This window comes from Streptacidiphilus anmyonensis, from assembly GCF_000787855.1.
Classification (GTDB): Bacteria; Actinomycetota; Actinomycetes; order Streptomycetales; family Streptomycetaceae; genus Streptacidiphilus; species Streptacidiphilus anmyonensis.
In genome coordinates, this window is sequence record NZ_BBPQ01000025.1 from 23,130 (window position 1) to 49,873 (window position 26,744).

Sequence of the window (26,744 nt, forward strand, 5' to 3'; positions counted from 1 at the left end):
GGGTCAGTCGCGGTCGGTCAGGACCTGGTCCAGGAAGGTGAGGGTGCCGTTGTCCGCGTCGAGGCGGGCGTGGACGCCGATGGGGAAGGTCTGCATCGCGGTGTTGTGGCCGATGTTGACGCCCGCGAGGACCGGGACGCCGAGGTCGGCGAAGCGGTCGGTGAGGAGGCGGTCGACGTGGGCCGGGTCGCCGCACTCGGTGAAGGTGCCCAGGACGATGCCGGCCACGCCGTCGAGGTAGGAGCGGGCGCGGCGCAGTTGGGTGAAGACGCGGTCGAGGCGGAAGGGGAGCTCGTCGACGTCCTCCAGGAAGAGGATGGCGTCGCGGGCCGGGTAGGAGGTGTCCGTGCCGAGGCCAGCGGTGAGCAGGGTGGCCGTGCCGCCCAGGGTCAGGCCCTCGGCGACGCCGGGGACGAGGGTCCGCGCCTTCGGGAAGGTCAGTTCGCGCACGCTCGCGGGCGTCAGCAGCAGCCGCATCAGCTGCTGGAAGTCGTACTCCTCCGGGCCCTCCCAGAAGCCGCCGCAGGCGACCATCGGGCCGAACAGCGAGACCCAGCCGAGCTTCGCCGCGAGGGCCTCCAGCAGCGCGGTGACGTCGGAGTAGCCGACGACGACCTTGGGCGCGCCCGCGTCGATGCGGCTCCAGTCCATCGCCTCCAGCGTCCGCTGCATGCCGTAGCCGCCCTGGGCGAGCAGGACGCCCGCGTAGCGGGGGTCGGTCAGGGCGCGGGTGAGCTCCTCGGCGCGCTGGGCGTCGTCGCCCGCGAGGTAGTCGTACATGCTCCCGGTGTCGCGAGCGGTGGCGAACACGTCGGCCTTGAGGCCGACGGAGCTGAGGGCCCGCAGTCCGGACTCCAGGTGGTCCTGGTCGCCGACGGGCGAACTGCCGCACAGCACGGCGACGGTGTCGCCGGGGCGGAGGGCGGGAGGGCGCAGCAGGGTCATACCGTCTCCGTGAGGGGGTGGTTCGCGGGGTTCGTGTCGAGCAGGTGGCAGGCGGCGCCCGCGCTGTCGGACGCGAGGACGGGCAGCTCGCGGCGGTCGCAGGCGGCGTCGGCGCGCTCGGCCTCGGGCACCGCGGCCCAGCGGCCGCAGCGCGGGTGGAAGCGGCAGCCGGACGGGATCGCGGTCGGGTCCGGCGGTTCGCCGGTCAGCAGGGTGGGCCGCCAGTCCTCGGCGCCGCTGGGGACGACCGAGAGCAGGGCCCGGGTGTAGGGGTGCTTGGGGCGAAGCAGCACCTCCTCGACGGTGCCCTGCTCGACCACGCGGCCGAGGTACATGACGGCGACGCGGTCGGCGATGTTCCAGGCGAGGCCGAGGTCGTGGCTGACGACCAGCGCGGAGAGCCCGAGCTCGTCGCGCAGGCGCAGGATCAGCTTGAGGATCTCGCCGCGCACGGAGGCGTCGAGCGAGGCGACCGGCTCGTCGGCGATCATCACCTGCGGGTCGAGGGCCAGTACGCCGCCGATGACGACGCGTTGCTGCTGGCCGCCGGAGAGCTCGTGCGGGTAGCGGCTGACGAAGTCCTCCGGCGGGCGCAGTCCGGCGCGGGCGAGGGCGTGGTGCACGCGGTCGGGCAGCCCGTCGTGGAGCTTGTGCAGGCGCGGGCCGAGCGCGACCGCGTCGTAGACGTTCTGCTTGGGGTTGAGCGCGCCGCCCGGGTCCTGGAGCACCAGCTGGACGTGGCGGCGGTAGGCCTTGAGGGCCTTCGCCGAGTAGTCCAGCGGAGTCCCCTGGTACCGCACCTGACCGTGGGTCGGCTTGGTGAGGCCGACCAGGGCGCGGGCCAGGGTCGACTTGCCGCAGCCGGACTCGCCGATCAGGGCCACGATCTCGCCCCGCCCGATGCTCAGGTTGACGCCGTCGACGGCGCGGGCCGGGCCGCGTCCCCGGGACGCCGGATGGACGACGGACAGGTCGCGGGCCTCCAGCACGGGTGTGTTCCGCGTGTCGTCAGGGCTGGCGGTGGCGGTCACGAGGCACCTCCGTGCGGGGCGTGCGGGGCGAGCTGGGTGTGCGGGACGAGTTGGGTGTGCTGGGCGCGGGCGTGCAGGCAGGCGGCGGAGCGGCCGGGGGTGGTGGGCCACAGCAGCAGTTCGCCGGTGCGGCAGGCGTCGTCGGCCTCCGGGCAGCGGGGCGCGAACGCGCAGCCGGCGTCGGTCTCCGAGGGCCGGGGCGGGTCGCCGGGCAGGCCGGCCGGCGCGCGACGGGAGGCCGGGTCGCCGATGGTCGGGAAGGCGCGGGACAGTGCCCGCGTGTAGGGATGCTGCGGGTTCTGCAGCACCTCGCGGGAGGGGCCGAGTTCGACGATCCGTCCCGCGTACATGACGGCCAGCCGGTCGCAGGTGTGCGCGAGCAGCGACAGGTCGTGGGTGATCATGATGACGGCGATCCGCGACTCGCGCACCAACTGGCCGAGCAGTTCCAGGATCTGGGCCTGCACCATGACGTCCAGCGCGGTGGTGGGCTCGTCGGCGATGATCAGGTCGGGGCGGCAGGCCAGCGCCATGGCGATCATCACGCGCTGCCGCTGCCCGCCGGAGAACTCGTGCGGGTAGCTGCGCATCCGCCGCGCCGGGATGCCGACGCTGTCCAGGAGTTCGGCCGCACGCCGCTCGGCCTGCTTCGGGCCGAGCCTGTCGTGCAGCACCATCGGCTCGACGAGCTGGTCGAGCACCGTGCGGACGGGGTTGAGCGCGCTCATCGCACCCTGGAACACCACCGACGCCCCGGCCCAGCGGACCGCGCGCAGCTTGGACCAACTGGTGGTGAGCAGGTTCTCGCCGTCGTAGAGCACCTCACCGGTGACCTTCGCGGCGTCGCCGTGCAGGCGCAGCAGGCTGAGCGCCATGGTCGACTTGCCGCAGCCGGACTCCCCGGCCACGCCGAGGGTGTCGCCGGGCGCGAGGGTGAAGTCCACGCCCCGCACGGCCGGGACGGACCGGCCGCCCTGGCGGTAGGTGACGTGCAGGTCGCGGACGTCCAGCAGCGGGCCGTCCGACGGCGGGACCTCCAGCGGCCGGCACTCCACAGGGGTCGCTTCGGATGTCATCGCTTGTTCTCCATCCGCGGGTCGAGCACGTGCTCCACGGCGCGCCCGGTGAGGGTGAAGCCGAGGACGACGGCCAGGATCGCCAGGCCGGGCGGCAGCAGGTACCACCACGCGTTGGCGGTGAACGCGCCGCCGAAGAAGGCGTCGTGGATCATCTCGCCCCAGGTGACGTCGGTGGGGCTGCCGAGGCCGAGGAAGGTGAGCGTGGCCTCGGACAGCAGCGCGCCGGCGACGGTGAGCGTGCTGGACACCAGGATCAGCGGCATCACGTTCGGCAGCACCTGGCGCAGCATGATCTGCCGGTTGCCCGCGCCGAGCGCGCGGGCGCGCTCGACGAACGGGCGGGCCTCGACGGCGAGCGTCTGGGCGCGCACCAGCCGGGCGGTGGCGGTCCAGGAGGTGGCCGCGATCGCGATGGTGATCGACGCCTGGCCCTGCCCGAGCACGGCGGCCAGCGAGATCGCCAGCGGCAGGCTGGGCAGCGCGATGAACCAGTCGGTGACGTGCATCAGAGCCCGTCCGACGAAGCCGCCGAAGTGCCCGGCGACGATCCCGACGGCGCTGCCGAAGACGACGGTCAGCACGGTCGCGATGACGCCGATCTGGAGCGACTCGCGGGCTCCCCAGATCAGCAGCATCAGCACGCTGCGCCCTGCCTGGTCGGTGCCGAGCGGGTAGGAGGCGCTGGGCCCGGCCAGCAGCGGGCCGTTGACCTTGGTCACGTCGAGTTGGTCGGGGCCGATGAAGGCGGGGGCGGCCAGCGCCAGCACCGTGAACAGCAGCAGGATGCCGAGCCCGGCCAGGCCCGCCCGGCGGCTGCGGAAGGAGCGCGCGAACCGGCGCGCGCCGGCGAAGCGCGGCGGCGCGGCGGCGGCTGCGCCCGCAGGGGCGTCCGTCGCGGCGGCGGGGGTGACGGTCGGTGTGGTGCTCATGAGGCACGCACCCTCGGGTCGAGGAACCGGTAGGCCAGGTCGGCCAGCAGATTCATGACGATCACACTCGCACTGAAGACGATGAAGGTGCCCTGGAGCACCGGCAGGTCGGGGATGGTCAGGGCCTGGTAGGTGAGGTCGCCGAGACCGGGCCAGGAGAAGATGGCCTCCACCGTGACCGCGCCGCTGATCAGGCCGCCCAGGTGCATGAAGATCATGGTGACCGAGGGCAGCAGCGCGTTGGGCAGGGCGTGGCGGCGGCGCACCGCGTCGTCGGTCAGGCCCTTGGCGCGCGCGGTGAGCAGGTAGGGGCTGCCCTTCTCCTCGATGATGGAGGACCGCATGATGGTGACGTACTGGGCGTACACGACCAGCACCATGGTCAGCGCGGGGAGCACCAGGTGCCGGGCGACGTCCAGATAGTGCGTCATACCGGTCTGCGGCAGCGACGAGTCGCTCATCCCGGCCGTCGGCAGGAACCCGTGGATCGGGCCCACGCCGACGCTGAAGACGATCAGCAGGATCATGCCCAGCCAGAACGTCGGCACCGACCACAGCGTCAGCGCCGTGGCGGAGGTGACCTTGTCGAACAGGCTGCCCGCGCGCCAGCCGCTGCGCATGCCGAGCCAGAGCCCGAGCAGGACCGAGATGACGAACGCGGTGCCCATCAGCAGCAGCGTCGGCCCGAGGCGCTGCGCCACCAGGGAGGCGACCGACTGCTGGTACTCCCAGGAGTAGCCGAGGCGTCCGTGCAGGATGTCGTCGACGTAGGAGAGGAACCGCTGCCAGATCGGCTTGTCCAGGCCGAGCTGGATGCGCAGTTGGGCGAGCTGCGCCTCGCTGACGGGGCGGCCGCGGGTCATGGTGCGGACCGGGTCGGCCGGCATCAGGTTGAACAGGACGAAGCCGATGACGAGGGTGACGCCGAAGCTGACGACGGCGGCGGCGAGCTTGCCGGCCAGGTAGCCGGGCCGCGGCACCCGGAGCGCCCGACGGGGGCGCGCCGCGGGTGCCGCGGTGACCGGACCTGCCGCGGTGGCAGGGCTACTCACGGTCGTCCGCCCCCCGACGGCGGCGGACCACGACGGCGCCCGCTCCGACGACGACCACGGCGCCGGCGACTCCCGCCCACAGGCCGCCGCTGCCGCCGGAGGAGGCGGAGGCGCTCTGGGCGACCGGGGCGGCCTTGAGGTAGCTCCAGAAGCTGGTCTGGGCCGGGTAGAAGCCGTTCGTCTCCTGGCCGGTGATCAGCCCGGTGACCTTGCTGGACGCGGCGACCTTGGTGGTGGCGTAGTAGAACAACTGGTCCACGTCGGCCTTGTAGAGGATGTCCTGCATCTGGCCGACGACCTGGGCGCGCTGCGCCGGGTCGAAGACGGTGGCCTGCTGGTTGAAGAGCTTGTCGTAGGTCGGGTCGCAGAAGAAGGCGTCGGTGTTGCCGCCGGTGCCGTCGTCGTTGGGCAGCGTCGCGCAGCTCTGGATGCCGAGCAGGTAGGTCGGGTCGGGGCCGGTGGTCCAGGAGTCCATCAGCAGGTCGAAGTCGCCCTTGCCGAGGTCGCTGTTGAGGGCGGTCATGCTCATCGGCTGGATGGTGAGCTTGACGCCGATCGCCTGGAGCCAGCCCACCAGGTAGGTGGAGATGGCGGCGTCGTTGGCGCTGTCGGAGTGGATGCCCAGGCGCAGGTCGAGCGGCTTGCCCGTCTTCGGGTCGACGCGGACGCCGTCCGCGCCCTTCTTGTAGCCGGCGGCGTCGAGCATCTGGTTGGCGGCGGCCGGGTCGAAGGGCTGCTCCTCGCCGGCCGACGGGGTCCACTTCCACTGCGACCAGGCGGGCGGCAGGTAGCCGGTGGCGACCTGGCCCTGACCGTCGATCACCTTGGCCAGCAGCGTCTTCTTGTCGATGGCCTCGGCGATGGCGCGGCGCAGCACCGGGTCGGCGAGGGCCGGGTTGCCGGTGCCGATCGGCTTGCCGGAGCGGGTCCTGGCGCCCGGGTTGACCTCGACGCCGGTCCAGCCGTCGCCGGCGGCCTGCGCGGTGGTGATGCCGCTGCTGTGCTGGAGGGCGGAGAACTGGGTGGCGTTGACGCCGTTGATGTAGTCCAGCTGACCGGCCTTCAGGGCGGCGACGGCCGCGTCGGACTCCTTGTAGACCTGCTCGATCAGGTGGTCGTACTTCGGCGCGCCGAGGACGAAGGACTTGTTCGCGTCGAACTTGGCGTACTGGTCCGTCTGGTAGCCGGTGAGCACCCAGGGCCCGTAGCCGACGACCGGGAAGGAGTCGTTCTTGTCGTTCTTCAGGTCCGCGACGTGCGACTGCCAGATGTGCTGCGGCACGATCGGGATGCCCGAGAACGGGATGCTCACGTAGGTGACGTTGGCCTGCGGCTGCTTGGTCCTGATGACCAGCGTGGTGGCGTCGGGGGCCGTCACGGAGGCGAAGTTGGACACCAGCGTGCCGTTGGCCGTGCCCGCGACGGTGTTCGTCATGATCAGGTTGAGCGTCCAGGCGGCGTCGGCGGCCGTCAGCGGCTGGCCGTCGCTCCACTTCAGACCGCTGCGGAGCTTGAACGTCCAGGTGAGGTGGTCCGGCGACAGGGTCCAGGAGGTGGCCAGGTAGGGGCCGGGCTTGCCCTGCTCGTCGATCGAGGTCAGCGTCGGGTAGATGCCGGCGAAGATGTCGAGCGCGCCGTTGAAGTAGGCGGTGAACGGGTTGAGGGTGTCCACGCCGGAGTCGCTCATCGCCACGCGCAGCGTCGTGCCGGAGGCGGACGACGAGTCGGCCCGCGCGGCGGTCGCCACGCCGAGGGAGGCGGGACCGGCCATCAGGCCCGCCGCGCAGGCGGTGGCCAGGGCCAGGCGGAATCTGCGGGATCTGCTGCTCTCGCGCACAACCATCTCGATTCTCAGTGGGGGTGGGTGAGGTGGAAGGAGGGGTGCGGTGCCGCCTCAGGCGAACGCCCGGGGGTCGGTCATCAGGTAGCTGGTGAGCACGCTCGCGCCGAAGCCGAGGCTGTCGGTGAGCACGCGCTCGTCGACGCCGTGCACGTAGCGCCAGGCGTCGAAGTCGGCGGGGACGCGGCCGGGCACGAAGCCGAAGCCGGGGATGCCCAGGGCCGCGAACGCCTTGGCGTCGGTGCCGCCGGACATGCAGTACGGCAGGACCAGGGCGTCCGGGTCGTGCGCCCGCAGCGCGGCGGCCATCGCGGCGAAGTCGGGGGCGGCCGGGTCGGCGCTGACGGGCGCCTGGTAGTCGCCGGTGCGGGTGAGGTCCGGGCCGAGCAGGGCGTCGACGGTGGCGAAGAACTCCTGCTCGGTGCCGGGCAGGAGCCGGCCGTCCAGGGCGGCGCTCGCCTCGCTCGGGATCACGTTGTGCTTGTAACCGGCGCGCAGCATGGTCGGGTTGGCGGAGTTGGCCAGGGTCCCGGAGACCAGGTCGGCGGCGGCGCCCAGCGGGCCGAGGTCGGCCGGGTCGATGTCGACGCCCAGGTGCCGGGAGAGGCCGTCCAGCAGCGCGGCGACGACGGGGACGAGCCGCACGGGCCACTCGTGGTCGGCGAAGCGCCCGATCGCTGCGGCGAGCTTGACCAGCGCGTTGTCGTCGTTGCGGCGCGAGCCGTGGCCGGCGGTGCCGCGCGCGGTGACGGTCATCCAGGCGCTGCCGCGCTCCCCGGCCGCGATCGGGTAGAGCCGTCCGCCGCCGGGGAGGTGGACGGTGGCCCCGCCCGACTCGCTGATCGCGGCGTTGACGCCCTCGAACAGATCGGGGTGCTGCTCGACCAGGAACCGGGCGCCGTACTCGCCGGTGTCCTCCTCGTCGGCGACGAAGGCGAGGACCAGGTCGCGCGGCGGGCGGGCGCCGGTGCGGGCGAGATGGCGGACGAACGCGAGCATCATCGCGTCCATGTCCTTCATGTCCAGCGCGCCGCGGCCCCAGACCGCGCCGTCGCGGACCTCGCCGGAGAACGGGTAGCTCGCCCAGTCCGACGGTTCGGCGGGGACGACGTCGAGGTGGCCGTGGACCAGCAGCGCGGGCGCGGCCGGGTCCTCGCCCGCGATGCGCACCACGGTGTTGGCGCGCCCGGGGGCGGATTCCAGCACGACGGGCTTGAGGCCGGCGTCGGTGAGCTCCCCGGCCACCCACTCGGCGCAGGCGCGTTCGCCGCGGCTCTCGCCGCCGCCGAAGTTGCTGGTGTCGAAGCGGATCAGGCGGGAGCAGAGCTCGACGGTCTCGGCCGCGAGCAGGGCGGCCTCGTCGGCGGTGGGGACGGGCGTCGCCAGGGAGACGACGGGGTCGGACATGGCCAGCACCTCACGATCGCAAGGGGGGCGGACGGGTGGGGTTGCGCAGGGGGGTTGGCAGGAGGAGGTCAGGCGGGAGCGGACCGACGGGTCGTCACGGCGCGCCCATGACGTGGGCGTAGAGGTCGAGTTCGGCCCGCAGGGACGCGGCGACGCTGGCGGAGCGGCGGAAGCCGTGCCCCTCGCCGGGGAACTGGAGGAAGCGGAAGCACAGGCCCGGCCCGTGCGCGGCGTCGACCGCCTCGACGAGGCAGCGGGCCTGGTCGGGCCGGCAGATGGTGTCGTCGAGGCCCTGGAGCATGACGAAAGGGACGTCGATCGCGGCGGCGTTCGCGAGCGGCGACACCGCACGCAGGCGCTCCTCGTCGTCGGGCAGCGCGCCCACCAGCGTCTCGATGTAGCGGCTCTCGAAGTCGTGGGTCTGGCCGCCGGACCAGGTCAGCGGGTCGCTGATCGGGTAGTAGACGGCGCCGCAGCAGAAGACGTCGGTGTGGGCGAGCGCGGCGAGGGCGGTCCAGCCCCCGGCCGAGCCGCCGCGGATCGCGGTGCGGGCGGGGTCGGCGAGCCCGGCCTCGGCCAGCGTCCGGGCCACGGCGACGCAGTCGTCCACGTCGACCGTGCCCCACTGGTGCCGCAGCCGGTCCCGGTAGGCGCGCCCGTAGCCGGTCGAGCCGCCGTAGTCGACCGAGGCGACGGCGAAGCCGCGGCTGGTGAACAAGGAGAGCTCCACGCTGCGGGTGCCGCCGGTCCGGGACGTCGGACCGCCGTGCACGTCGATCAGCAGCGGCGGGGCCTGGACGGCGTGCGCACCCCGGGATGCGTCGGTCGGGTACGGGGCGGCCGGGGATGCGTCGGTCGGGTACGGGGCGGTGGGCGGGTAGTAGGCGAAGGGCACCAGCCAGCCGCCGGGGACGGCGGCGGCGCGGTGCTGGGGCACGGACAGCCGTCCGTCGGACCGGTCGGCGCTCGTGACGGCGCAGCGGGCGACGGCCGGAGTCGGCGCGTCACCGGGGTGACGGGGCGCCAGATCGATACGGAGCGGCGTCGCGGTCTCGGCCGGGCCGGCCGCGACCACGGCCACCGCTTTGGCGTCGCCGGACAGCCCGACGGCGAAGTCGGTCCACTCCCCCGCCAGGGCGGTCAGGGCGGGCGCGTCGCGCAGTTCGCCGGTGGCGGGGTCCCACAGGTGGAGGGTCTGGGCTCCCCGGCTGCGCCGCAGCACCACCCCGGCGTCGGTGACGGCGAAGGAGGTCGCGCCGACCCGCCACAGAGCGTGGGAGTCTTCGGCGTCGGCGCGCAGCACGCAGGCGGTCTTGGCCCCGTCGCCGACCAGGTCGACGCGGTGGAGGTTCCACCAGCCGTCGGGGTCCGCCATGGCGTAGAGCGTGTCCGCGTCCGCCCACTCGGCCTGCGGCACCGAGACCCCGTCGCCGCCGAGCACGCGCGCCGGCTCCACGGCGACGCCGTCGCGGATCCGGGCCACCATCAGCTCGCTGCTGTCCCAGGGCATGTCGGGGTGGTCCCAGCCGGTCCAGGCCAGGCGGGCCCCGTCCGGGCTCAGCCGGATCCCGGACAGGAAGTGGTGCGAGCGGGCCACGACGCGGACGGCCCGCGGGTCGTCGGCTCCCGCGCCGGACAGCGGCACGGCGACGACGTCGCGACGGGTGCGCGGCGCGGGATCGGCCGCCTCGTCGCCGGGGGCGGTGCGGGTCGTCTCGCGGACGCACCAGATCTCGGTCGCGTCCGGGCCGGGGATCGGGTCGGCGTAGGCGGTGCGGACGCCGTCCGGATCGGCCGGCGTCAGCGGAACGGGGGCGAGGGCGGGGGCGGGGGCCGACGCATCGGTGGCGGGGTGCAGCGGTGCGACGTCGGCCGCGTAGAGCCGCTGGTCGGCGGCGTGGGTGAAGACCAGCCGGTGCCGCCCGGTTCCGGGCAGGACGGCGTAGGGACGTCCGCCGTAGCCGATCGACCGGTTGCCGACGGACCAGGCGGGGTCCAGCACCTCCAGCACCGGCGCGCCCGGCGTCGCGCAGCGCAGCAGCCGGACGGAGGCTGACGCCGGGTCGGGAGCGCACCACCAGGTCTCCGGACCCACGATCGCCGGCCAGGACGGCGCGCCCGGCTGGTCGCCGACCGCCTCGGGGGTGATCGGCGAGGCCGCGCCGCCGTCGTGGCGGGCGCTCGTCCCCTTGTCGGGGCCGACCGTTCCGGTCATGGCCGCACTCCTCACTCGAAGCCGCGCGGGTCCTCATGGGCACCGCCGACGGACGCAGATGAACGCAGATGAACGCAGACAAGCGCGGGGATCCACGCAGGTCACCGTGGGCCGTGCCGTGGTGACGCCGCGGTGAGCCGTTATGTTGGCCTCGGGAAGCCGCCTGACCAGCAGCTGGGAAGGAAGTGGTGACTGAGCACCGAGCTTTTCGATGCTTCCGGGGAACGCCCTTGCGCCGGTGCAAGCTGGGGCCTCGTCCAGGGCGCCCCGGCGGGCCCCGCAGGGGGGCACCCCCGAACTTCGCCCCTCCTCCGGGCTCCCGCTCCGGGGCCCCTGGACCGGCGTCGGCGTTCTGACCGTCGCCCGAGACTCCCCGAGGAAGCCATGCCCCCGATCTCCCCCTCGGTCCCCGCGCGTGCCTCCCGGCGGGACCGGGCCCTGCGCGCGGCCGCCGCACAAGGGCTGCTGGACCCCGCGCAGTCGCCCGTCGCCGCCTTCGTCGACCTCGCCGGGATCGGCGAGACCGCGCGGGCGCTGCGCGCGGCGTGGCCGCCCGAGCTGGACGTGCTGCACGCCTTCGCCGCGAAGGCGAACCCGCTGGTGCCCGTGTTGGCCGCGCTGCGCGGTCACGGTCTGGGCTGCGAGGTCAGCAGCCCCGGCGAGCTCGCCCAGGCCCGCGCGGCGGGGTTCACCCCCGAGCGGCTGGTGCTCGACTCCCCCGTCAAGACGCGCGCCGAGCTGGCGGCGGCGCTCGCCGACGGCATCGCCGTCAACATCGACAACTTCGAGGAGCTGGCGCGGGTGGACGCCCTCGTCGCGGGCGGTTCGGCCGCCGCGCGGGTCGGCGTCCGACTCAACCCGCAGGTCGGACTCGGGTCGATCGAGGCGATGTCGACGGCGGGCCGCACCACCAAGTTCGGGGTCGCGCTGGACGACCCCGGCAACCGCGAGCGCCTGCTCGCCGCGTACCTGGACCGTCCGTGGCTGCGCTGGGTGCACGTCCATGTGGGCTCCCAGGGCGTTCCGTTGGAGCTCAACGCGGCCGGCGTCGGCGCCGCGGTGGCGTTCGCGCGGGAGGTCAACCGGCACCGGCCGGGCCAGGTCGTCGGCATCGACGTCGGCGGCGGGCTGCCGGTCGATGTCGCGCACGGCCCGGACACCGCCGACGCCGCCGAGTCCCCGACCTTCGCGGACCACGTCGCCGTGCTGCGCGCCTGCGTCCCCGACCTGTTCGACGGCTCGTTCCGGATCGTCACCGAGTACGGCCGGTCGGTGATGGCCCGCAACGGGTTCCTCGCCGCGCGCGTGGAGTACACCAAGACCTCGGGCGGACGCCGGATCGCCCTCACCCACGCGGGCGCGCAGGTCGCCGCGCGCACCGCCTACGCGCCGGAGTCCTGGCCGCTGCGCGTCCTCGCGTACGACGCCGACGGCAGGCCGAGCGCCGCCCGGCCGGAGCCCCAGGACGTCGCGGGGCCCTGCTGCTTCTCCGGTGACCTGCTCGCCAAGGAGCGCCTGCTGCCGCGCCTGGCCGAGGGCGACCTCGTCGTCGTGCCGGACACCGGCGCGTACTACTTCTCCGCTCCCTACCACTACAACAGCCTGCCCATGCCGCCCGTCTACGGCTTCGAGACGGCCGACGACGCGGCGGACGAGGGCACGGTCCGCTTCACGCTGCTGCGCGCCGCCGAGACGGTCGACGAGGTCGTCGCCCGCAGCGGCGGGGCCCTCCTGGAGTCGTCATGACCGATCGTCACTTCGAGCTGCTGCTGCGCGGCGGCGACGTGGCGGACGGCACCGGCGCGCCGCTGCGCCGCGCCGACGTCGGCGTCGCCGACGGGCGGACCACGCTGCTGCCCGGCGACGCGCCCGCCACGGCCGCGCGGACCTACGACGCGTCAGGCCTGGTCGTCACCCCCGGGTTCGTCGACGCGCACACCCACTCCGACCTCACCACGCTCGGCGGAGCGGGCGACGCGCTGGCCCACGCCGCGGTCCTGCAGGGCGTCACGGTCGAGGTGTGCGGCAACTGCGGCGACAGCGCCTTCCCGGGGCTGTTCGCCGACTTCGACGCCTTCGCGCTCGCCCATGCCGCGGCGGGCCGGGCCAACCACCTGGCCTCGCTGGTCGGGCACGGCTCCCTGCGCGCCGCCGTCGTCGGCCACGAGGACCGGGCGGCGACGCACCCGGAGCTGAAGGAGATGTGCGCCGTTCTGGACGCGGCGCTCGCCGCGGGCGCGGTCGGACTGTCCTCCGGCCTCATCTACACGCCCGGCAGTTACGCCGACACCGCCGAGGTCACCGCGCTGGCGGCGGTCGCGGCCCGGCACGGCAAGCCCTACGTGACGCATCTGCGCGACGAGATGTCGCAGGTGGAGGCGGCCCTGGAGGAGGCGGTGCGGATCGCCCGCGACAGCGGAGCGCCGCTGCACGTCTCGCACCACAAGACCGCGGGCAAGTACGCCTGGGGCCGCACCGAGCGGACGCTGCCGTACCTGGAGCGGCTGCGCGCGGACGGCATGGACGTCACCTGCGACGTCTACCCCTACACGGCGGGCAGCACGGCCCTGGCCGCGATGCTGCCGCCGTGGGCGCACGACGGCGGCGCCGCCGCGCTGCTGAAGCGGCTGGCCGATCCGGAGCAGCGGACACGGATGCGGGCCGCGATCGCCGAGGGCGTGCCCGGCTGGGAGAACACGGTGGGCAACGGCGGCTGGGACCGGATCTCGGTCGCGGGCGCGGCCCGTCACCCCGGCCTCCAGGGCCGCACGATCGCCGACATCGCGGCCGAGCAGGGCGCCGACCCGCTCGACGCGGTGGCGGAGCTGCTCCTGGCCGAGGACGGCGACGTCACGATCATCAGCCACTCCATGCGCGAGGACGACGTGCGGCGGGTGCTGGCCGCTCCGTTCACCATGATCGGCTCCGACGGCGTGCCCAAGCCCGGTCTCCCGCACCCGCGCTGGGCCGGGACGTTCGCCCGGGTGCTCGGCCGCTACGCCCGCGACGAGGGCCTGCTCCCGCTCCCCGAGGCGGTGCGCCGCATGACCGGGGCGACGGCGGCCAGGTTCGGCCTGACCGACCGCGGCGTCCTGCGCGACGGCGCGCACGCGGACCTCGTGGTCCTCGACCCCGGCGAGGTCGCCGACCACGCCACGTTCGCGCAGCCGCTGCTGCCGCCGAGCGGGATCCGGCTCGTCGTCGTGGACGGGGCCGTGGTGGTCGAGGACGGCCTCGTCACCGACGCCCGTCCGGGCCGGGTGCTCGCGTGCTGACCCGGCCCGCGCCTCCGCGGGAGGCCCTGCCGGGGACGATCGCCGTCTGCGTCCCCGGACACCCGGAGCTCGAACGGAACGCCGACGAGCCGCTGCCGCTGGCCAGCGTGGGCAAGCTGCTGCTGCTCGCCGAGGTCGCCCACGCCCTCGACGACGGCTCGCTCGACGCCGACCACCGCGTCGACCTGCGCCCGGAGGACTACTGCGGCGGCTCCGGGCTGCTGACCGTGCTCTCGCACCGCCGCTGGACCGTCTCCGATCTGGCCCGGCTGACGGCGGCCGTCAGCGACAACACCGCCACCAACGCGCTGCTGCGCGTGATCGGTCTGGACCGCGTCAACGCGCGCGCCCAGCTGCTCGGCCTGGAGCGGACCCGGCTGCTGGACCGCCTGCGCGAGCCCCGGCTCGCGCACCACGCCCCGACCTTCGCCGTCGGCACGGCCCGGGAGCTCGCCGCGCTCGCGCGGCGGATCGCCGGGGACGAGCCGTGGGCCCGCCCGCTCCTCGGCTGGATGGCCGCCTGCTGCGACCGGAGCATGGTGCCGGCGCTGATCCCGCACGACCCGGAGGACAGCTCCGTGCGTCCGGTCGGTGACGGCGCCGGGCTGTGGGTCGCGAACAAGACCGGCACCGACAGCGGCACACGCTGCGACGTCGGCGTGGTGCGCGGACGCGGACAGGTCTGCTACGCGGTGCTCGCCTCCTGTCCGGCGGGAGGCGAGTTCGCGATGGTGCAGGCGATGCGCGCCCTCGGCCCCTCGATCGCGGAGGCGGCCCGCCAAAGCAGCTGAGCCGTCGTCGCCTCAGCCGCGCCCCTCGCCGGGCCGCAGCCGGTGCGCGACCGTCACCAGGTTCGAGGCGGAGCTGCCGAGGTAGGCGAGGAAGGTGCTCAGCAGCGGGTTGGGGTTGCCGGGCCGGGAGGCGACCGAGACCTTCCGGTACAGGCGCGGCCCCGACAGGCGCGTGGTCTGGAGGCCGGGTGTGTCGTTGATGCCCAGGCTCGGCACGAGGGCGATGCCCATGCCGGCGCGCACCAGACCGAGGATCACCTCGTAGTGGTCGCTGCGGCAGCGGATGTTGGGCACGAACCCCTCGAGCGCGCACGCCCGTTCGAGCACGGACAACACCGGCGAGCCGGTCCCGTAGGAGGTGATCCACTGCTCCCCGGCCAGCTCCTGGAGCCGGACCTGGGCGCGCCGCCCCGCCGGGTGCCCGGCCGGGACGACCAGGTGCAGCGGCTCGTTGAGCAGTTCCCGCACCTGGACCCCCTCCGGCGGCGTCCACGGGTCCAGCGGGTACTCGAAGACGATCAGCGCGTCGATGGCGCCCTGCTGCACGCTCGCCGCCAGCTCGTGCGGCTGGCCCTCGACCAGGTCCAGTTCCACGGTGGGGTAACGCCCGGCGAACCGCGACAGCGCCTGCGGCAGCAGGCGGTATCCGGCGGAGGCGAAGAAGCCGATCCGCAGATGCCCGGAGTCGGCGCGCGCCTGGGCCCGCAGGTCCTTCTCCGCGGCGTCGAGGAGGGCGAGCACCTCCTGCCCGCGCAGCGACAGCCGACGTCCGGCGGAGGTCAGCCGCAGGCTCTGCGCCCCGCGTTCGACCAGGCTGACGCCGACCTCCTTCTCCAGCTGGGACAGCTGGTGGGAGACCGCCGAGGGGGACAACCGCAACTCCCGCGCGGCACCGGCGATACTCCCGAATCGGTCGATTTCAGCCAGGACGTGCAGGCGGTGCGTGTTGAGCATGCCCGCAGACTAGCCACCCCTGATCACGAAACGGTCTCGTGGTGGGAGCGCTCCCGCCCCTTACGGCGCGAGCGGCCCGCCGCGGGCGGGCGGGCTACGATCGAGAACGCGGCACGCCGTTCGCGTCGCGGAGGATCCGCGGGCCGCAGGCGACTGCAGGAAGCCGACCGCCATGCACGTCGACGAAACGAAGGCCGCGGGACGCCCCGCATCCCCACTTCCGCTCCCGTCGCCCGGCTGAGCGGCCCCGGACGGGCGGCGAGGGACGGTGTCCGGGCATCCGGAGACGGCCGGGCCGGGCGCCCCCGACCCCGATCCGGCGCGCCGCGCCTGGCGACGCTACGCGTGGTGGCTGAGCGCGGCCGCCGTCGCGGTGGCCGGCGGGCTGTTCGCCCTGACGCACCGGCGCGAGCTCGACGCCGCGCTGCGGCTGCTCCACCGGGTCGACCTGGACCGGCTCGCGGTGGCGGGGGCACTGGAGGCGGTGTCGGTCGTGGCGCTGGCCGCCCTGGAGCGGTGGCTGCTGCGGGCGGCCGGCTCCCCCGTGCGGCTGGGCGTGATGACCGCCGTCACCGCGGGGGCGAACGCGATGTCCGGCGCCCTGCCGGGCGGGGGCGTGCTGTCGCTGGGGTGGACCGTGCGGCAGCTCCAGCGCCGCGCCGTCGCCTTCGCCACCGCCGCCGCGGCGCTGGCGGCGGCGGGCGCGGTGAGCATCGTCGTGCTGGTGCTGCTGCTGACCGTCGGCGCGCTGATCGCCGATCCGGCCGGACCCGCCCCGCAGCTGCGCGAAGGCGTGCTGCTCGGTGTCGCCTCGGCGGCGGCGCTGGTGCTGCTGCTGGCCGCGCTGTCGCTGTGGCCGGGGCTGCGCGCCGCGGGCGGCCGTGCCTGGCGCCGACTCGGCACGGGCCGACCCGGCGTCGCGCGGTTCCAGGCCTCCGTCGAGGGCATCGGAAGCGAACTGCGCCGCCTCGGTCCCGACCCGCGCGGATGGGGTGAACCCCTGCTGCTCTCGGCCCTCAACTGGGGCTGCGACGCGGGGTGCCTGCTGTGCTGCCTGTGGGCGCTCCGGCTGCCCGTGCCCTGGCGCGGCTTCCTGCTGGCCTACACGCTCACCCAGCTGCTCAGCAGCCTGCGGGTGACGCCGGGCAGCCTCGGGATCACCGAGGCGTCCCTCGCCGCCCTGCTGGTGCTGTACGGCCTGCCGGCCGAGCAGGCCATCGCGGCGACGCTGCTCTACCGGGGGCTCAGCTTCTGGGTGCTTCAGCCGATCGGGTGGTCCTGCTGGCTGGCCGTCACCCTGCACCGGCCGAAGCCGTCGACGGCGTGACGGCGCTGCGAGCCGGTGTCGCCGAACCGCTCTCAGCGCCGGAACCCGGCCGCGAGCAGCATCTCTCTGGCGAGCCGTGCGCTGCGCCTGACCTCGTCCGGGTCCGCGGGAGCCCCGGGCACGGCCTCCAGGCCCCAGGTCAGCCGGTCCAGGATCTCGGCCAGCGCCGCGATCTGGCCCTCCAGGACCTCCACACGCTCGCGCAGCGCCTCCTGGTCGTGCCCGGACGCGGCGGGCATGGCAGTCGCGGCAGACGTCGCGAACGTGGCGCCGGCCGGCTCGGGGGCGGCGACGGGCGCAGGGGCGCCGGAGGGAACGGCGCTGATCACGCCGTAGTGGCCGTCGTAGCGGGCGTACAGGACCGCGCCGCGTCCTGTCGCCGCGTCCTTGAAGAAGAGGAACGGGTAGTCCGTGGCCTCGAGCCGGTCCCTCGCCTCGTCCTCCGTCAGCACCGGCGCGGGGGTCTTCAGCACGCTCACCGGGAGCGAGAACGGCGCGATGCGCTCGGGGTGCGGCTCGACCTGCGCGAGCCGGAACGGCCCCGGCCCGAACCGGTAGACCACGCTGTCCTGCCCGCTGCCGGACTCGGTGAACAGGCTGAAGTCGTAGTCCATCATCTCCATGGCCAGCGCCGCCTGGTCCACCGTCTCCTCGGTCAGCGTGTAGTCCTTGCGCCGCACCACCGTCCGCTCGCCCTTGGGCACCTCCAGGCGCACCGGCCGCCTTACCGCCTCGGTGCCGTCGCGCCAGTCCAGCGGTCCCGATCCGTCGACCTCGTACCCGGGCTCCCAGCGGCGGGCCCATTCCAGGCGGGTCAGCTGCACGGTCAGACGCCCGCGCAGCAGCGCGATGGCGTCCGTCATGGTGTGCGCGGCGACCTGCGCCCGCACCGTCCGCCCGTCGACCTCGACGAGCGCCTGCGCCACGGCCGGACGTCCCTCCGTGCGCCGCATCCGGGCCAACCGGACCCGGGCGGAGCGCACCGGCAGCCGCGACTCCGCCAGCACCTCCTCCACGGTCGAACGCGCCAGGTCACTGGTCACCGGGGACAAGTCCCCGAGCACGGTCACCTGCAGCTCGGGCAGTCCCTGCGGACGGTCTTCGTGGTCCATGACGTGTACCCCCGTGTGAGGTCGGGTCCCTGATACCACTGTGCGGCGTCCGCCGTCGCGCGGCACTCGGACGGCCCCGCGCGGGCGGCGTATCCCTGGAACAAAAGGGCAGGAACCAGTCAGGAGTACGACCAGCTCGGAGCGATCACCGCCCACGACGACGCGGAGGCCGGACTCGCAGCGCGAAGGAGAAGACGATGCGATCACGGTTCGCTCCCGACCGGCAGCTGACGGCACGGATGGTGTTCGTCCTGCTGCTGCTCGCGCTGGTGTACGCGGCGTTCGTCGCCGCCCTCGTGCTGCTGCTCAAGTCCGTCGTGGTCATCGTGGTCGTCGCCGCCGGGGTGCTGGTGCTGCAGTTCTGGTTCTCCGACAAGATGGCCATGTTCGCGATGCGCGCCCACGAGGTGTCCCCCGAGGAGGAGCCGCGGCTGCACGGCACCGTCGACCGGCTGTGCGCCCTGGCCGACATGCCGAAACCCCGGGTGGCGGTGTCCGAGACGGACCTGCCGAACGCCTTCGCCACCGGCCGCAGCGCGGACCACGCGGTCCTGTGCGTCACCCGCGGCCTGACGCGGCGGATCGACGGCGACGAGCTCGACGGCGTCCTGGCCCACGAGCTGTCGCACGTCGCCCACCGCGACGTCACGGTCATCACCGTGGCCTCGTTCCTCGGGGTGCTCGCCGGCCTGATGGTGCGGATGGCCTTCTACTCCGAACTGCTCGGCGGACGCCGCCGTGACCAGAACACCGCCCTGCTGCTGGCCCTGGTGATGGCCGTCTCCGCGGCCGTCTACCTGCTGAGCCTGCTGCTGATCCGGGCCCTGTCCCGGTACCGGGAGCTGGCCGCCGACCGCTCGGCCGCGCAGCTGACCGGCCGCCCGTCGGCGCTGGCCTCCGCGCTGGTGAAGGTGAGCGGCGACATCGCCCGGATCCCCACCCAGGACCTGCGCACCGCCCAGGCGTTCAACGCCTTCCTGTTCGCCCCGGCCCTGTCCGGCGACTCCCCCGCGGCGTCGATCCTCTCCACCCACCCGAGCCTTCAGCGCCGCCTCGACGCCCTCGCCGAGCTGTCCAAGGAGCTGGGCGAGCCGTCCGAGTGAGGCGGCCGGCGCTCAGGGTCGCTCGCTCAGGGCCGCTCGGTGACCACGCCGCCGCCGGTGAGGGCCGCCGTGGTGGTCCGCAGGGACGTCTCCAGGACCGTCAGCCGGTGCTGCGGCGCCATCAGGTTGGCGCCCATCGCGGCCAGGTCCTCCGGGCCGGGGACGAGCACGTGCACCAGGGCGCCGGCATCGCGCACCGCCACGGCCTCCCGCAGCAGGCGGGCGGTGGAGCCGCGCCGCAGCCGCCGCTCCACCCTGGCCGGGATGCTGTGCGGATGGTCGGTCTCGCGGGCGCAGGTGGGCGCGAGCACGAACACCTCGTCCAGTTCCTCGCCCGCCAGCAGGTCCAGGTTGGTGTCCGACCAGGCGCAGCCGTCGACGTAGCGGCTGCCGTCGATGCGTACGGGCTCGAACCAGGAGGGCAGCGCGCAGGAGGCCGTCACCGCCGACGCGAGGTCGGTGGGCGGCGCGCCGGGCGTGCCGAAGAGCACCCGGGTGCCGGTGTCGAGGTCGACCGCGACGACCCGCAGCGCCGGGTTGTCCGGCCAGTGGTCGTCCATGCCGAGCTGGTGGAAGAGGTCGCGCACGCCGCCGAGACTGCCGCGGCCCGGAGGCGCGGCGGCCGCGAGCACGGTGGGCAGCGGCATCCGGTGCGGGTGCTCGGCCAGGTCCAGCAGGAGCTTCAGCGAGCCGACCCCGGGCCGGGGCAGCCGCGGCAGCGCCCCGCCCACCCAGGTGTCGTAGTGGAGCCGGACCCCGCCCAGCGGGCCGGGGACCTCGGCCTCGCCGCGCTGGTGGCCCAGCAGCTCCGTCGGGCTCGCCCCGAGCGCGAGCAGCGAGCCGACGATCGCGCCCGCGGAGGTCCCCAGGATGACGTCCGCGCTGCGTGGATCCCAGCCGCAGACGTCCTCCAGCGCGCACAGCGCGCCGACGGTCCAGGCCGCGCCGAGGCTGCCGCCTCCGCCCAGCACCAGTCCGCGGCGCGGCGCGGGGGCCCCGGAGGCCGCCTCGGATGCTTCCCTGTCCCCCGTATCCGCAGTCCGACCGGCCATGGCAGTCGCCGCCTTCCTCATGCTCCCGGTCTCCGCCGACGCCGAGCACGCGCCGGACGGACAGCCGGGCTCACTCCAGCGTCCATGATCCGGCGCGCCCGCGCGAGCCAGGCACGCCGGAGCGTCGGCCCGGGTCACATGGTGAGGACCATGCGGAACCGGGCGGATCCGGCCATCATCCTCTGGAACGCCTCGTCGGCCTGGGCGAGCGGCATGGTCTCGTTCATCGGGCGGATGCCGTGCAGGGCGCTGAAGGCCATGGTGTCCTCGACGTCCTGGGCGGTCCCGGACGGGTGGCCGTGGACGGTCCTGGCGGGCATGATCAGCTGCCCCGGGGTGATCCGCAGGGGCGCCGCGTCGATGCCGATCACGACCAGCTCACCGCGCGGCGTGAGTCCGTCCACGGTCGCGCTGACGGCTTCGGAGTCGGTGGCGGTGGCCAGCACCACGTGGGCCCCGCCCAGCGCCTGGAGGGCCTGCGCCACATCCGTCGACCCGGTGCTGTCGACGTAGTGATGGGCCCCGAGCTGCTTGGCGAAGTCGGCCTTCGCCGGGCCGCGCGCGATGGCGATCGTCTCGAAGCCCATCGCGACCGCGTAGCGGACCGCGAGGTGCCCGAGTCCGCCGACTCCGAGGACCGCCACCCGGTCGCCCGGCCGGGCGGCGCTGCGCCGCAGGCCGTTGAAGGTGGTCACGCCGGCGCAGCCCAGCGGCGCGGCGTCCTCGGCCGAGAGCGCGTCGGGGATCCGGGCGAGGGCGTCGACGGGGGCCGTCACCGACTCGGCGTAACCGCCCTCGTAGGCCCCGCCGGGGACCTTCAGATTGCGGCAGACGATGAAGTCCCCCTGCCGGCAGGGGGTGCAGACCCGGCAGCTGCCGCCGAACCAGCCCACCGCCACCCGGTCGCCCACCCGCCAGACCTCGGGTGTCCCCTCGCCCACCTCGGCGATCCGCCCGGCGATCTCGTGGCCGGGGACCACCGGGAACCTCAGCCCGGGGAGCACGCCGCCGACGAAGTACGCGTCGCTGTGGCACACGCCGCAGGCCTCCACCGCGATGCGCACGTGCCCGGGGCCGGGCGGCGTCTGCTCCCGCTCGGCGATCGTGAACCGCTCACCCGCGGCCGCGACCTGCGCGACTCGATACGTGCCCATGGGTTTCCTTCCGTCGGGTCGTCCCCCGCGCCAGTAGACGCCCGGCCGCCCGGCCGCGCACGCCGGTCCCCGGTCCCGGGCCGTCCGTTCAGCCGTGCGTCCAGCAGTCCGTTCCGGCGTGCGTTCAGTCGTCCGTTCCCACGGCTGGAACGGACTGTTCCGCCCAGATGGTCTTGCCGCGCGGGATGTAGCGGGTGCCCCAGTTGTCGGCGAGCTGGGCGACCAGGAAGAGGCCCCGGCCGCCCTCGTCGGTGTCGGCGGCGTCGCGCAGATGGGGCGAGGTGCTGGAGCTGTCGGAGACCTCGCAGATGAGCGAGCCGTCGCGGATCAGGCGCAGGCGGAACGGCTCCCGGCCGTGGCGGATCGCGTTGGTCACCAGCTCGCTGACGATGAGCTCGGTCGACGGCACCGCCTCCTCCAGCCCCCAGGAGGACAGCTGGCGCGCGGTCTCGGCGCGGGCGTGGGAGACCTCGGCCGGGTCGGCGGACAGGTCCCAGGTGGCGACGCGGTCGGGTGGCAGGACCCGGGTGCGCACCAGGACGAGGACGGCGTCGTCACCCGGATCGCGGGACTTCAGGGTGGCGTCGACGACGGTCCGGCACAGCTCGTCGAGCGTCCCGGCCCGCGAGGCGAGCCCGGCGAGGAGTCCCGGCACGTCGAGGCCGCGCTCCGGCTCCCGCACCTTGACCAGCCCGTCGGTCCACAGGGCGATCACGCTTCCGTCGGGCAGGTCGAGGTCCGTCGCCTCGAACGGGAGCATGGCCAGCCCCAGCGGCGGGCCGGGCGTGAGGTCGACGGGGCGGGCGCTGCCGTCCGGGCGGACGACGACGGGCGGCGGGTGTCCGGCGCTCGCGACGGTGGCGCGGCCGGTCACCCGGTCGTAGACCAGGCACAGGCAGGTGCCGCTGATCCCCGGCGTCTCCGGCTCGTCGGGGGTGCGGATGGCCGTCGGGGTGTCGATCTGACGGTGCACCAGCGCGTCGAGACGCCACAGCAGCTCGTCGGGCGGCAGGTCCTGGGTGGCCAGGGTGCGGATGGCGGTGCGCAACCGGCCGGCGCGGGCCACGGCGTGGATGCCCCGGCCGGTGACGTCGCCGACGACCAGGGCGACCCGCGCGCCGGAGAGCTGGATCACGTCGAACCAGTCGCCGCCCACGCCCGCGTGGGCCTCGGCGGGCAGGTACCGGTGCGCGGTCTCCAGCGGGCTCGGATCGGGCACGTTGCCGCGCAGCAGCAGGCTCCGCTGGAGGGTCAGGGCGGCGCGGTGCTCCTCGGTGTAGCGGCGGGCGTTGTCGATGCTGACCGCGGCGCGGCCGACGAGGTCCTGCGCCAGCGCCAGGTCCTCCTGGTCGAACGGGCCCGGCAGCCGCCAGCGGTAGAAGTGGGCGAGGCCGAGCGTGACCGTCCGTGCCTTCAGCGGCACGGAGATCAGCGAGTGGGTGCCGGCCTCCAGCATCTTCGCGGCCCGCAGCGGGTCCTGCGCGACCCAGTCCGCCGCCAGGTCCAGCACCGGGACCAGCAGCGACTGCCCGGACGCCAGGCAGCGGGCGTAGGGCGTGGAGGGGTGGTAGGTCATCACGGTGCCGGGCCGGACGGTCGCCTCGGGCGCCTCGGGGGTGACCGAGCGCAGCGCGGCCCGGCGCAGCACGGCCGTGCCGGAGACGGGTCCGAGCGGGGCGGGCGCTCCGCTGGCGACGCCGTCCAGGAGGTCGACGGCGACGAAATCGGCCAGCCGCGGCACGGCGACCTCCGTCAGCTCCTCGGCCGTGCGGGTGACGTCGAGGGTGGAGCCGATCCGGTCGGCGGCCTCCTTCAGCGCGAGCAGCCGTTCCCGGGCGTGGTCGCGCTCGGTGACGTCCACGACCGCGGAGGCCACCCCGAGGACGCGGCCGTCGGCGGCGGTGAGCCGGAACGAGGTGATCGCCCAGACGTGGTCGTGGTCGGGGTCCGCCGCCGTCCGCCCCCGGTGCTCGGTGGTGATCACGCGTGCGCCGGTGTGCAGGACGGCGCTGAGCCGCGCCGCCATCCGCTCGCCCTCGGCGTTGGCGAACAGCTCCTCCACCCGCCGCCCGAGCACCTCCGCGGCGGGCGCGTCGAGGATGCGCTCCAGTGCGGCGTTGACCCGGACGAGGCGCAGCTCGGTGTCGTAGACGGCCAGGCCGTTGGGCGTCCCCTGGAAGACGCTGTCGAGCACCTCCGCGGTGGTGGCGCCGTGCAGGCCCGCCGCCCCCGGACGCCCGTGCTCGTGCATGGTTCCCGTGTCCAATCGCCACCCAGCCGGCCGGCTGCGAGCCGCAGCGTCGGCCCGGGGTCGTGGGGCCCCTCCTCCATCGTGCACGCGGGTGAGGGGGCGCGCCCTTCCGGAGCCTCCGGGCGGGCCCGTTGGCCTCCCGCAGGCGGGGAGTGTTTCATAGGCGTATGGCCCGGTTCTGGGGTCGATCGCGGGCCCCTGCGGGGTCCGGTTCCGTCGGCGGCAAGACCCCGAGGGACCGTGGCCGTCCTCGCCCGGGACGGGATCAGGAGAACGACGGGCGCCCGGACCCGCCACTTTCCCCCGAGCGACGCCGCCGGGCGATCCTCGGCATGCGCAGCGTGGCCGGGCAGGTGTTCATCCTCCAGGTGGTGATCATCCTGATCCTGGTGGTGGCGGCCGGGATCGACATCTTCGTCCAGGCCCAGCAGGACACCACCACCGAGGCCCGCAACCGCTCGCTCGCGGTGGCCCAGACCTTCGCCAACTCGCCCGGGATCGTCGCCGCGATCGAGTCGCCGCACCCGACCGCGCTGCTCCAGCCGCGCGCCGAGGCCACCCGCAAGGCGACCGGAGTCGACTTCGTCGTGGTCACCGACGACCACGGGATCCGCTACACCCACCCGATCCCCAACCGGATCGGCAAGAAGTTCGTCGGCGACATCGGCCCGGCGCTGGCGGGCCAGGTGGTCACCGAGACCATCAAGGGCACCATCGGCCCGCTGGTGCAGGCGATCGTGCCGGTCTTCGACGCCCGTCACAAGGTGGTCGGCGCGGTCTCCGCGGGCATCACCCTCCAGAAGATCAGCAGCGCCTCCCAGCACCGGCTGCCGGTCGTCCTCGGCGCGGGCGCGCTCGCGCTCGGGCTCTCCACCGCGGGGACCTGGCTGGTCGTGCGGCGGCTGCGACGGCAGACCCACGGCCTCGGCCCGGCCGAGATGACCCGGATGTACGAGCACCACGACGCGGTGCTGCACGCGGTCCGCGAGGGGGTGCTCATCATCGGGGACGACGGCCGGGTGCTGCTCGCCAACGACGAGGCCTGCCGCCTGCTCGACCTGCCGATCGGCGCGCACGAGACCCCGCTCGTCACCTCCCTCGGCCTGGACCACCGCCTGACCGACCTGCTCGCCTCCGGACGCCCCGTCACCGACGAGGTGGTGGGCGCCGGCGACCGGCTGATCGTGGTGAACGTCCGCACCACCGACCGCAACGGCGGCCCGCCCGGCGTCGTCGCGACCCTGCGCGACTCCACCGAGCTGCGCGCCCTGACCGGCAAGGCCGACCAGGCCCGCAAGCGTCTCAAGCTGCTCTACGAGGCCAGCGGCGCGATCGGCACCACCCTGGACGTCACCCGCACCGCCGAGGAGCTGACCGAGGCGGCCGTCCCGCGGTTCGCCGACTTCGCCAGCGTCGACCTGGCGGAGCCGCTGCTGCGCGGCGACGAGCCCGAGGGGGGCCGGGTGCTGCACCTGCGCCGCGCCGCGCTCCACGGCGTACGGCCGGGCATGCCGTTCTTCCAGGTCGGCGCATCCATCCCGCTGACGTCCGGCACGCCGCACGCGCGAGCGCTCGACGGGCGCTCGGTCCTGGAGGCGGACGTGTCCGATCCGGCGTCCGACTGGCGCCGGACCGACCCCGCACGGACCGAGCGGCTCGTCGCCCAGGGCATCCACTCCCTGATCACGGTTCCGCTGCTGGCCCGGGGCGTGCTGCTCGGTGTGGCGCACTTCTACCGCGCGGAGAAGCCGGAGCCTTTCGACACGGACGACCTGTGGGTCGCCGAGGAACTCGGGGCGCGCACGGCGGTGTCCATCGACAACGCCCGCCGGTTCGCCCGCGAGCACCGCATGGCGGTCACCCTGCAGCACAGCCTGCTGCCCGGCGGCCTGCCCGAGCAGAGCGCGCTGGACGTGGCCTACCGCTACCTGCCCGCGCAGGCCGGGGTGGGCGGCGACTGGTTCGACGTCATCCCGCTGCCCGGCGCCCGGGTCGCGCTGGTCGTCGGCGACGTCGTCGGCCACGGCCTGCACGCGGCGGCCACCATGGGCCGGCTCCGCACGGCGGTGCACAACTTCTCGACCCTGGACCTGCCGCCGGACGAACTCCTCGGCCATCTCGACGTGCTGGTCAACCAGATCGACCAGGACAGCTCGGCCGCCGACGGCGAGACCGCCATCACCGGCGCGACCTGCCTGTACGCGATCTACGACCCCGTCTCGCGGCGCTGCAGCATGGCCAGGGCCGGACATCTGCCGCCCGCGCTGGTGCGCCCCGACGGCGCGGTGGAGTTCCCCGACGTGCCCGCCGGGCCCCCGCTGGGCCTGGTCGGCGTGCCGTACGAGACGGTGGAGCTGGACCTGCCCGAGGGGAGCCTGCTGGTGCTCTACACCGACGGCCTGGTCGAGGACCGCTCCTGGGACATCGACGTCGGTCTCGACCGGCTGCGCGCCGCGCTGTCCCAGCAGCCCGTCCGCACCCGGACACCGGAGGCCACCTGCCAGGCGGTGCTCGACGCGCTGCTCCCGGACCACCCCACCGACGACGTGGCCCTGCTGGTGGCCCGGACCCGGGCCCTGCCCTCCGACCAGGTCGCGACCTGGGACGTGCCGGCCGACCCGGCGGCGGTCGGGCGGGTCCGGGCGGACGTGGCCGAGCGGCTCGCCGACTGGGGACTGGACGTGCTGGCCTTCACCACCGAGCTGATCATCAGTGAGCTGATCACCAACGCGATCCGCTACGCCACCGGTCCGATCCGGGTGCGCCTGCTGCGTGACCGCGCCCTGGTGTGCGAGGTGGCCGACGGCAGCAGCACCTCCCCGCATCTGCGTTACGCGGCCGCCACCGACGAGGGCGGTCGCGGGCTGTTCCTGGTGGCGCAGCTGTCCGAGCGGTGGGGGACCCGGTACACGGCCGACGGCAAGGTGATCTGGGCCGAGCAGCTCCTGCCGTGAGGTCCGGGTCCGCGCGGCCCGACAGCGGCAGGGACCGGCAGGGACACGCGGGGACGGACAGGGACAGGTGCCCCTGACGGGCCGCTCAGCGCGAAAGGGGCACCCTCACGCCCCGGGCCGCCGCCCGCGGCGTGCCCACGGGAACCGGCGTCCGGCGCGGCGGGACCGCGCGCCGCGTGGCCCGGCACCGCTCGGACGCCGATCCGGGCGCCGGCCGATCCCGACGCCCCTGCAGGGCCGGGGGAACCCTGCGCTCACGATCCTTCCCGCCGT

General features: G+C 74.5%; 19 protein-coding genes. 6 read left to right on the forward strand and 13 right to left on the reverse strand.

Annotated features, from left to right (window positions below; genetic code table 11):
• Positions 1 to 3 precede the first annotated feature (3 nt).
• The 8 genes from TR50_RS21720 to TR50_RS21755 all read right to left on the reverse strand — a co-directional run bounded on the left by TR50_RS21720 (position 4) and on the right by TR50_RS21755 (position 10,498).
• Positions 4 to 945, reverse strand: coding sequence for a S66 peptidase family protein (locus tag TR50_RS21720; RefSeq protein ID WP_042424165.1), 942 nt, complete (start codon positions 943 to 945; stop codon positions 4 to 6).
• Positions 942 to 1,976, reverse strand: coding sequence for an ABC transporter ATP-binding protein (locus TR50_RS21725; protein ID WP_042424168.1), 1,035 nt, complete (start codon positions 1,974 to 1,976; stop codon positions 942 to 944). The genes TR50_RS21720 and TR50_RS21725 overlap by 4 nt, the downstream gene beginning before the upstream one ends.
• The gene (locus tag TR50_RS21730; RefSeq protein ID WP_084700697.1) at positions 1,973 to 3,052 is read right to left on the reverse strand and encodes an ABC transporter ATP-binding protein; all 1,080 of its coding nucleotides are present in this window, start codon (positions 3,050 to 3,052) and stop codon (positions 1,973 to 1,975) included. Before TR50_RS21730 ends, TR50_RS21725 begins: the two co-directional genes overlap by 4 nt.
• Positions 3,049 to 3,984 carry an ABC transporter permease gene (locus tag TR50_RS21735; RefSeq protein WP_042424170.1) on the reverse strand — a complete coding sequence of 312 codons (936 nt, stop codon included), beginning with the start codon at positions 3,982 to 3,984 and terminating at the stop codon, positions 3,049 to 3,051. The genes TR50_RS21730 and TR50_RS21735 overlap by 4 nt, the downstream gene beginning before the upstream one ends.
• Positions 3,981 to 5,036 (reverse strand): ABC transporter permease, encoded by a 1,056-nt coding sequence (locus tag TR50_RS21740; RefSeq protein WP_201776852.1) that lies wholly within the window; start codon positions 5,034 to 5,036, stop codon positions 3,981 to 3,983. The genes TR50_RS21735 and TR50_RS21740 overlap by 4 nt, the downstream gene beginning before the upstream one ends.
• Positions 5,029 to 6,879: an ABC transporter substrate-binding protein gene (locus tag TR50_RS21745; RefSeq protein ID WP_052441183.1), complete on the reverse strand. Its 1,851-nt coding sequence runs from the start codon at positions 6,877 to 6,879 to the stop codon at positions 5,029 to 5,031. The genes TR50_RS21740 and TR50_RS21745 overlap by 8 nt, the downstream gene beginning before the upstream one ends.
• A 51-nt stretch (positions 6,880 to 6,930) precedes the next feature.
• Positions 6,931 to 8,283, reverse strand: coding sequence for a M20/M25/M40 family metallo-hydrolase (locus tag TR50_RS21750; protein WP_042424180.1), 1,353 nt, complete (start codon positions 8,281 to 8,283; stop codon positions 6,931 to 6,933).
• 94 nt (positions 8,284 to 8,377) lie between these two features.
• Positions 8,378 to 10,498, reverse strand: a complete 2,121-nt coding sequence (locus TR50_RS21755; protein ID WP_052441184.1) for a S9 family peptidase — start codon at positions 10,496 to 10,498, stop codon at positions 8,378 to 8,380.
• A gap of 384 nt (positions 10,499 to 10,882) precedes the next feature.
• Between TR50_RS21755 and TR50_RS21760 the strand changes: the two genes are divergently transcribed.
• From TR50_RS21760 to TR50_RS21770, 3 genes are read left to right on the forward strand one after another with little or no spacing between them, the layout of a single operon-like run.
• Positions 10,883 to 12,244 (forward strand): type III PLP-dependent enzyme domain-containing protein, encoded by a 1,362-nt coding sequence (locus TR50_RS21760; protein ID WP_042424183.1) that lies wholly within the window; start codon positions 10,883 to 10,885, stop codon positions 12,242 to 12,244.
• Positions 12,241 to 13,773 carry an N-acyl-D-amino-acid deacylase family protein gene (locus tag TR50_RS21765; protein ID WP_042424191.1) on the forward strand — a complete coding sequence of 511 codons (1,533 nt, stop codon included), beginning with the start codon at positions 12,241 to 12,243 and terminating at the stop codon, positions 13,771 to 13,773. The genes TR50_RS21760 and TR50_RS21765 overlap by 4 nt, the downstream gene beginning before the upstream one ends.
• Positions 13,767 to 14,564: a serine hydrolase gene (locus tag TR50_RS21770; RefSeq protein WP_042424192.1), complete on the forward strand. Its 798-nt coding sequence runs from the start codon at positions 13,767 to 13,769 to the stop codon at positions 14,562 to 14,564. Before TR50_RS21765 ends, TR50_RS21770 begins: the two co-directional genes overlap by 7 nt.
• Before the next feature lie 12 nt (positions 14,565 to 14,576).
• On the opposite strand, the gene TR50_RS21775 is transcribed toward TR50_RS21770, so the two are convergent.
• Positions 14,577 to 15,518 (reverse strand): LysR family transcriptional regulator, encoded by a 942-nt coding sequence (locus tag TR50_RS21775; protein ID WP_042424193.1) that lies wholly within the window; start codon positions 15,516 to 15,518, stop codon positions 14,577 to 14,579.
• Positions 15,519 to 15,786: 268 nt separating this feature from the next.
• Between TR50_RS21775 and TR50_RS21780 the strand changes: the two genes are divergently transcribed.
• Positions 15,787 to 16,845: a lysylphosphatidylglycerol synthase transmembrane domain-containing protein gene (locus tag TR50_RS21780; RefSeq protein ID WP_052441185.1), complete on the forward strand. Its 1,059-nt coding sequence runs from the start codon at positions 15,787 to 15,789 to the stop codon at positions 16,843 to 16,845.
• 32 nt (positions 16,846 to 16,877) lie between these two features.
• Here TR50_RS21780 and TR50_RS21785 read toward each other — a convergent pair whose 3' ends face one another.
• Positions 16,878 to 17,957, reverse strand: a complete 1,080-nt coding sequence (locus TR50_RS21785) for a sigma 54 modulation/S30EA ribosomal C-terminal domain-containing protein (RefSeq protein ID WP_052441186.1) — start codon at positions 17,955 to 17,957, stop codon at positions 16,878 to 16,880.
• Positions 17,958 to 18,154: 197 nt separating this feature from the next.
• Here TR50_RS21785 and htpX point away from each other — a divergent pair, with 197 nt between their 5' ends.
• A complete protein-coding gene (gene htpX / locus TR50_RS21790; RefSeq protein ID WP_042424195.1) occupies positions 18,155 to 19,060 on the forward strand; it encodes a zinc metalloprotease HtpX in 906 nt (301 codons plus the stop codon).
• Positions 19,061 to 19,086: 26 nt separating this feature from the next.
• Here htpX and TR50_RS21795 read toward each other — a convergent pair whose 3' ends face one another.
• From TR50_RS21795 to TR50_RS21805, 3 genes are all read right to left on the reverse strand, one after another.
• Entirely contained in the window at positions 19,087 to 20,112 is a 1,026-nt protein-coding gene (locus TR50_RS21795) for a patatin-like phospholipase family protein (protein ID WP_160311149.1), read from the reverse strand.
• A 134-nt stretch (positions 20,113 to 20,246) separates the two neighbouring features.
• A complete protein-coding gene (locus tag TR50_RS21800) occupies positions 20,247 to 21,266 on the reverse strand; it encodes an alcohol dehydrogenase (RefSeq protein ID WP_042424200.1) in 1,020 nt (339 codons plus the stop codon).
• Positions 21,267 to 21,390: 124 nt separating this feature from the next.
• Positions 21,391 to 23,517 (reverse strand): SpoIIE family protein phosphatase, encoded by a 2,127-nt coding sequence (locus TR50_RS21805; RefSeq protein ID WP_042424202.1) that lies wholly within the window; start codon positions 23,515 to 23,517, stop codon positions 21,391 to 21,393.
• Positions 23,518 to 23,684: 167 nt separating this feature from the next.
• Here TR50_RS21805 and TR50_RS21810 point away from each other — a divergent pair, with 167 nt between their 5' ends.
• A complete protein-coding gene (locus tag TR50_RS21810) occupies positions 23,685 to 26,471 on the forward strand; it encodes a SpoIIE family protein phosphatase (protein WP_042424205.1) in 2,787 nt (928 codons plus the stop codon).
• Positions 26,472 to 26,744 lie beyond the last annotated feature (273 nt).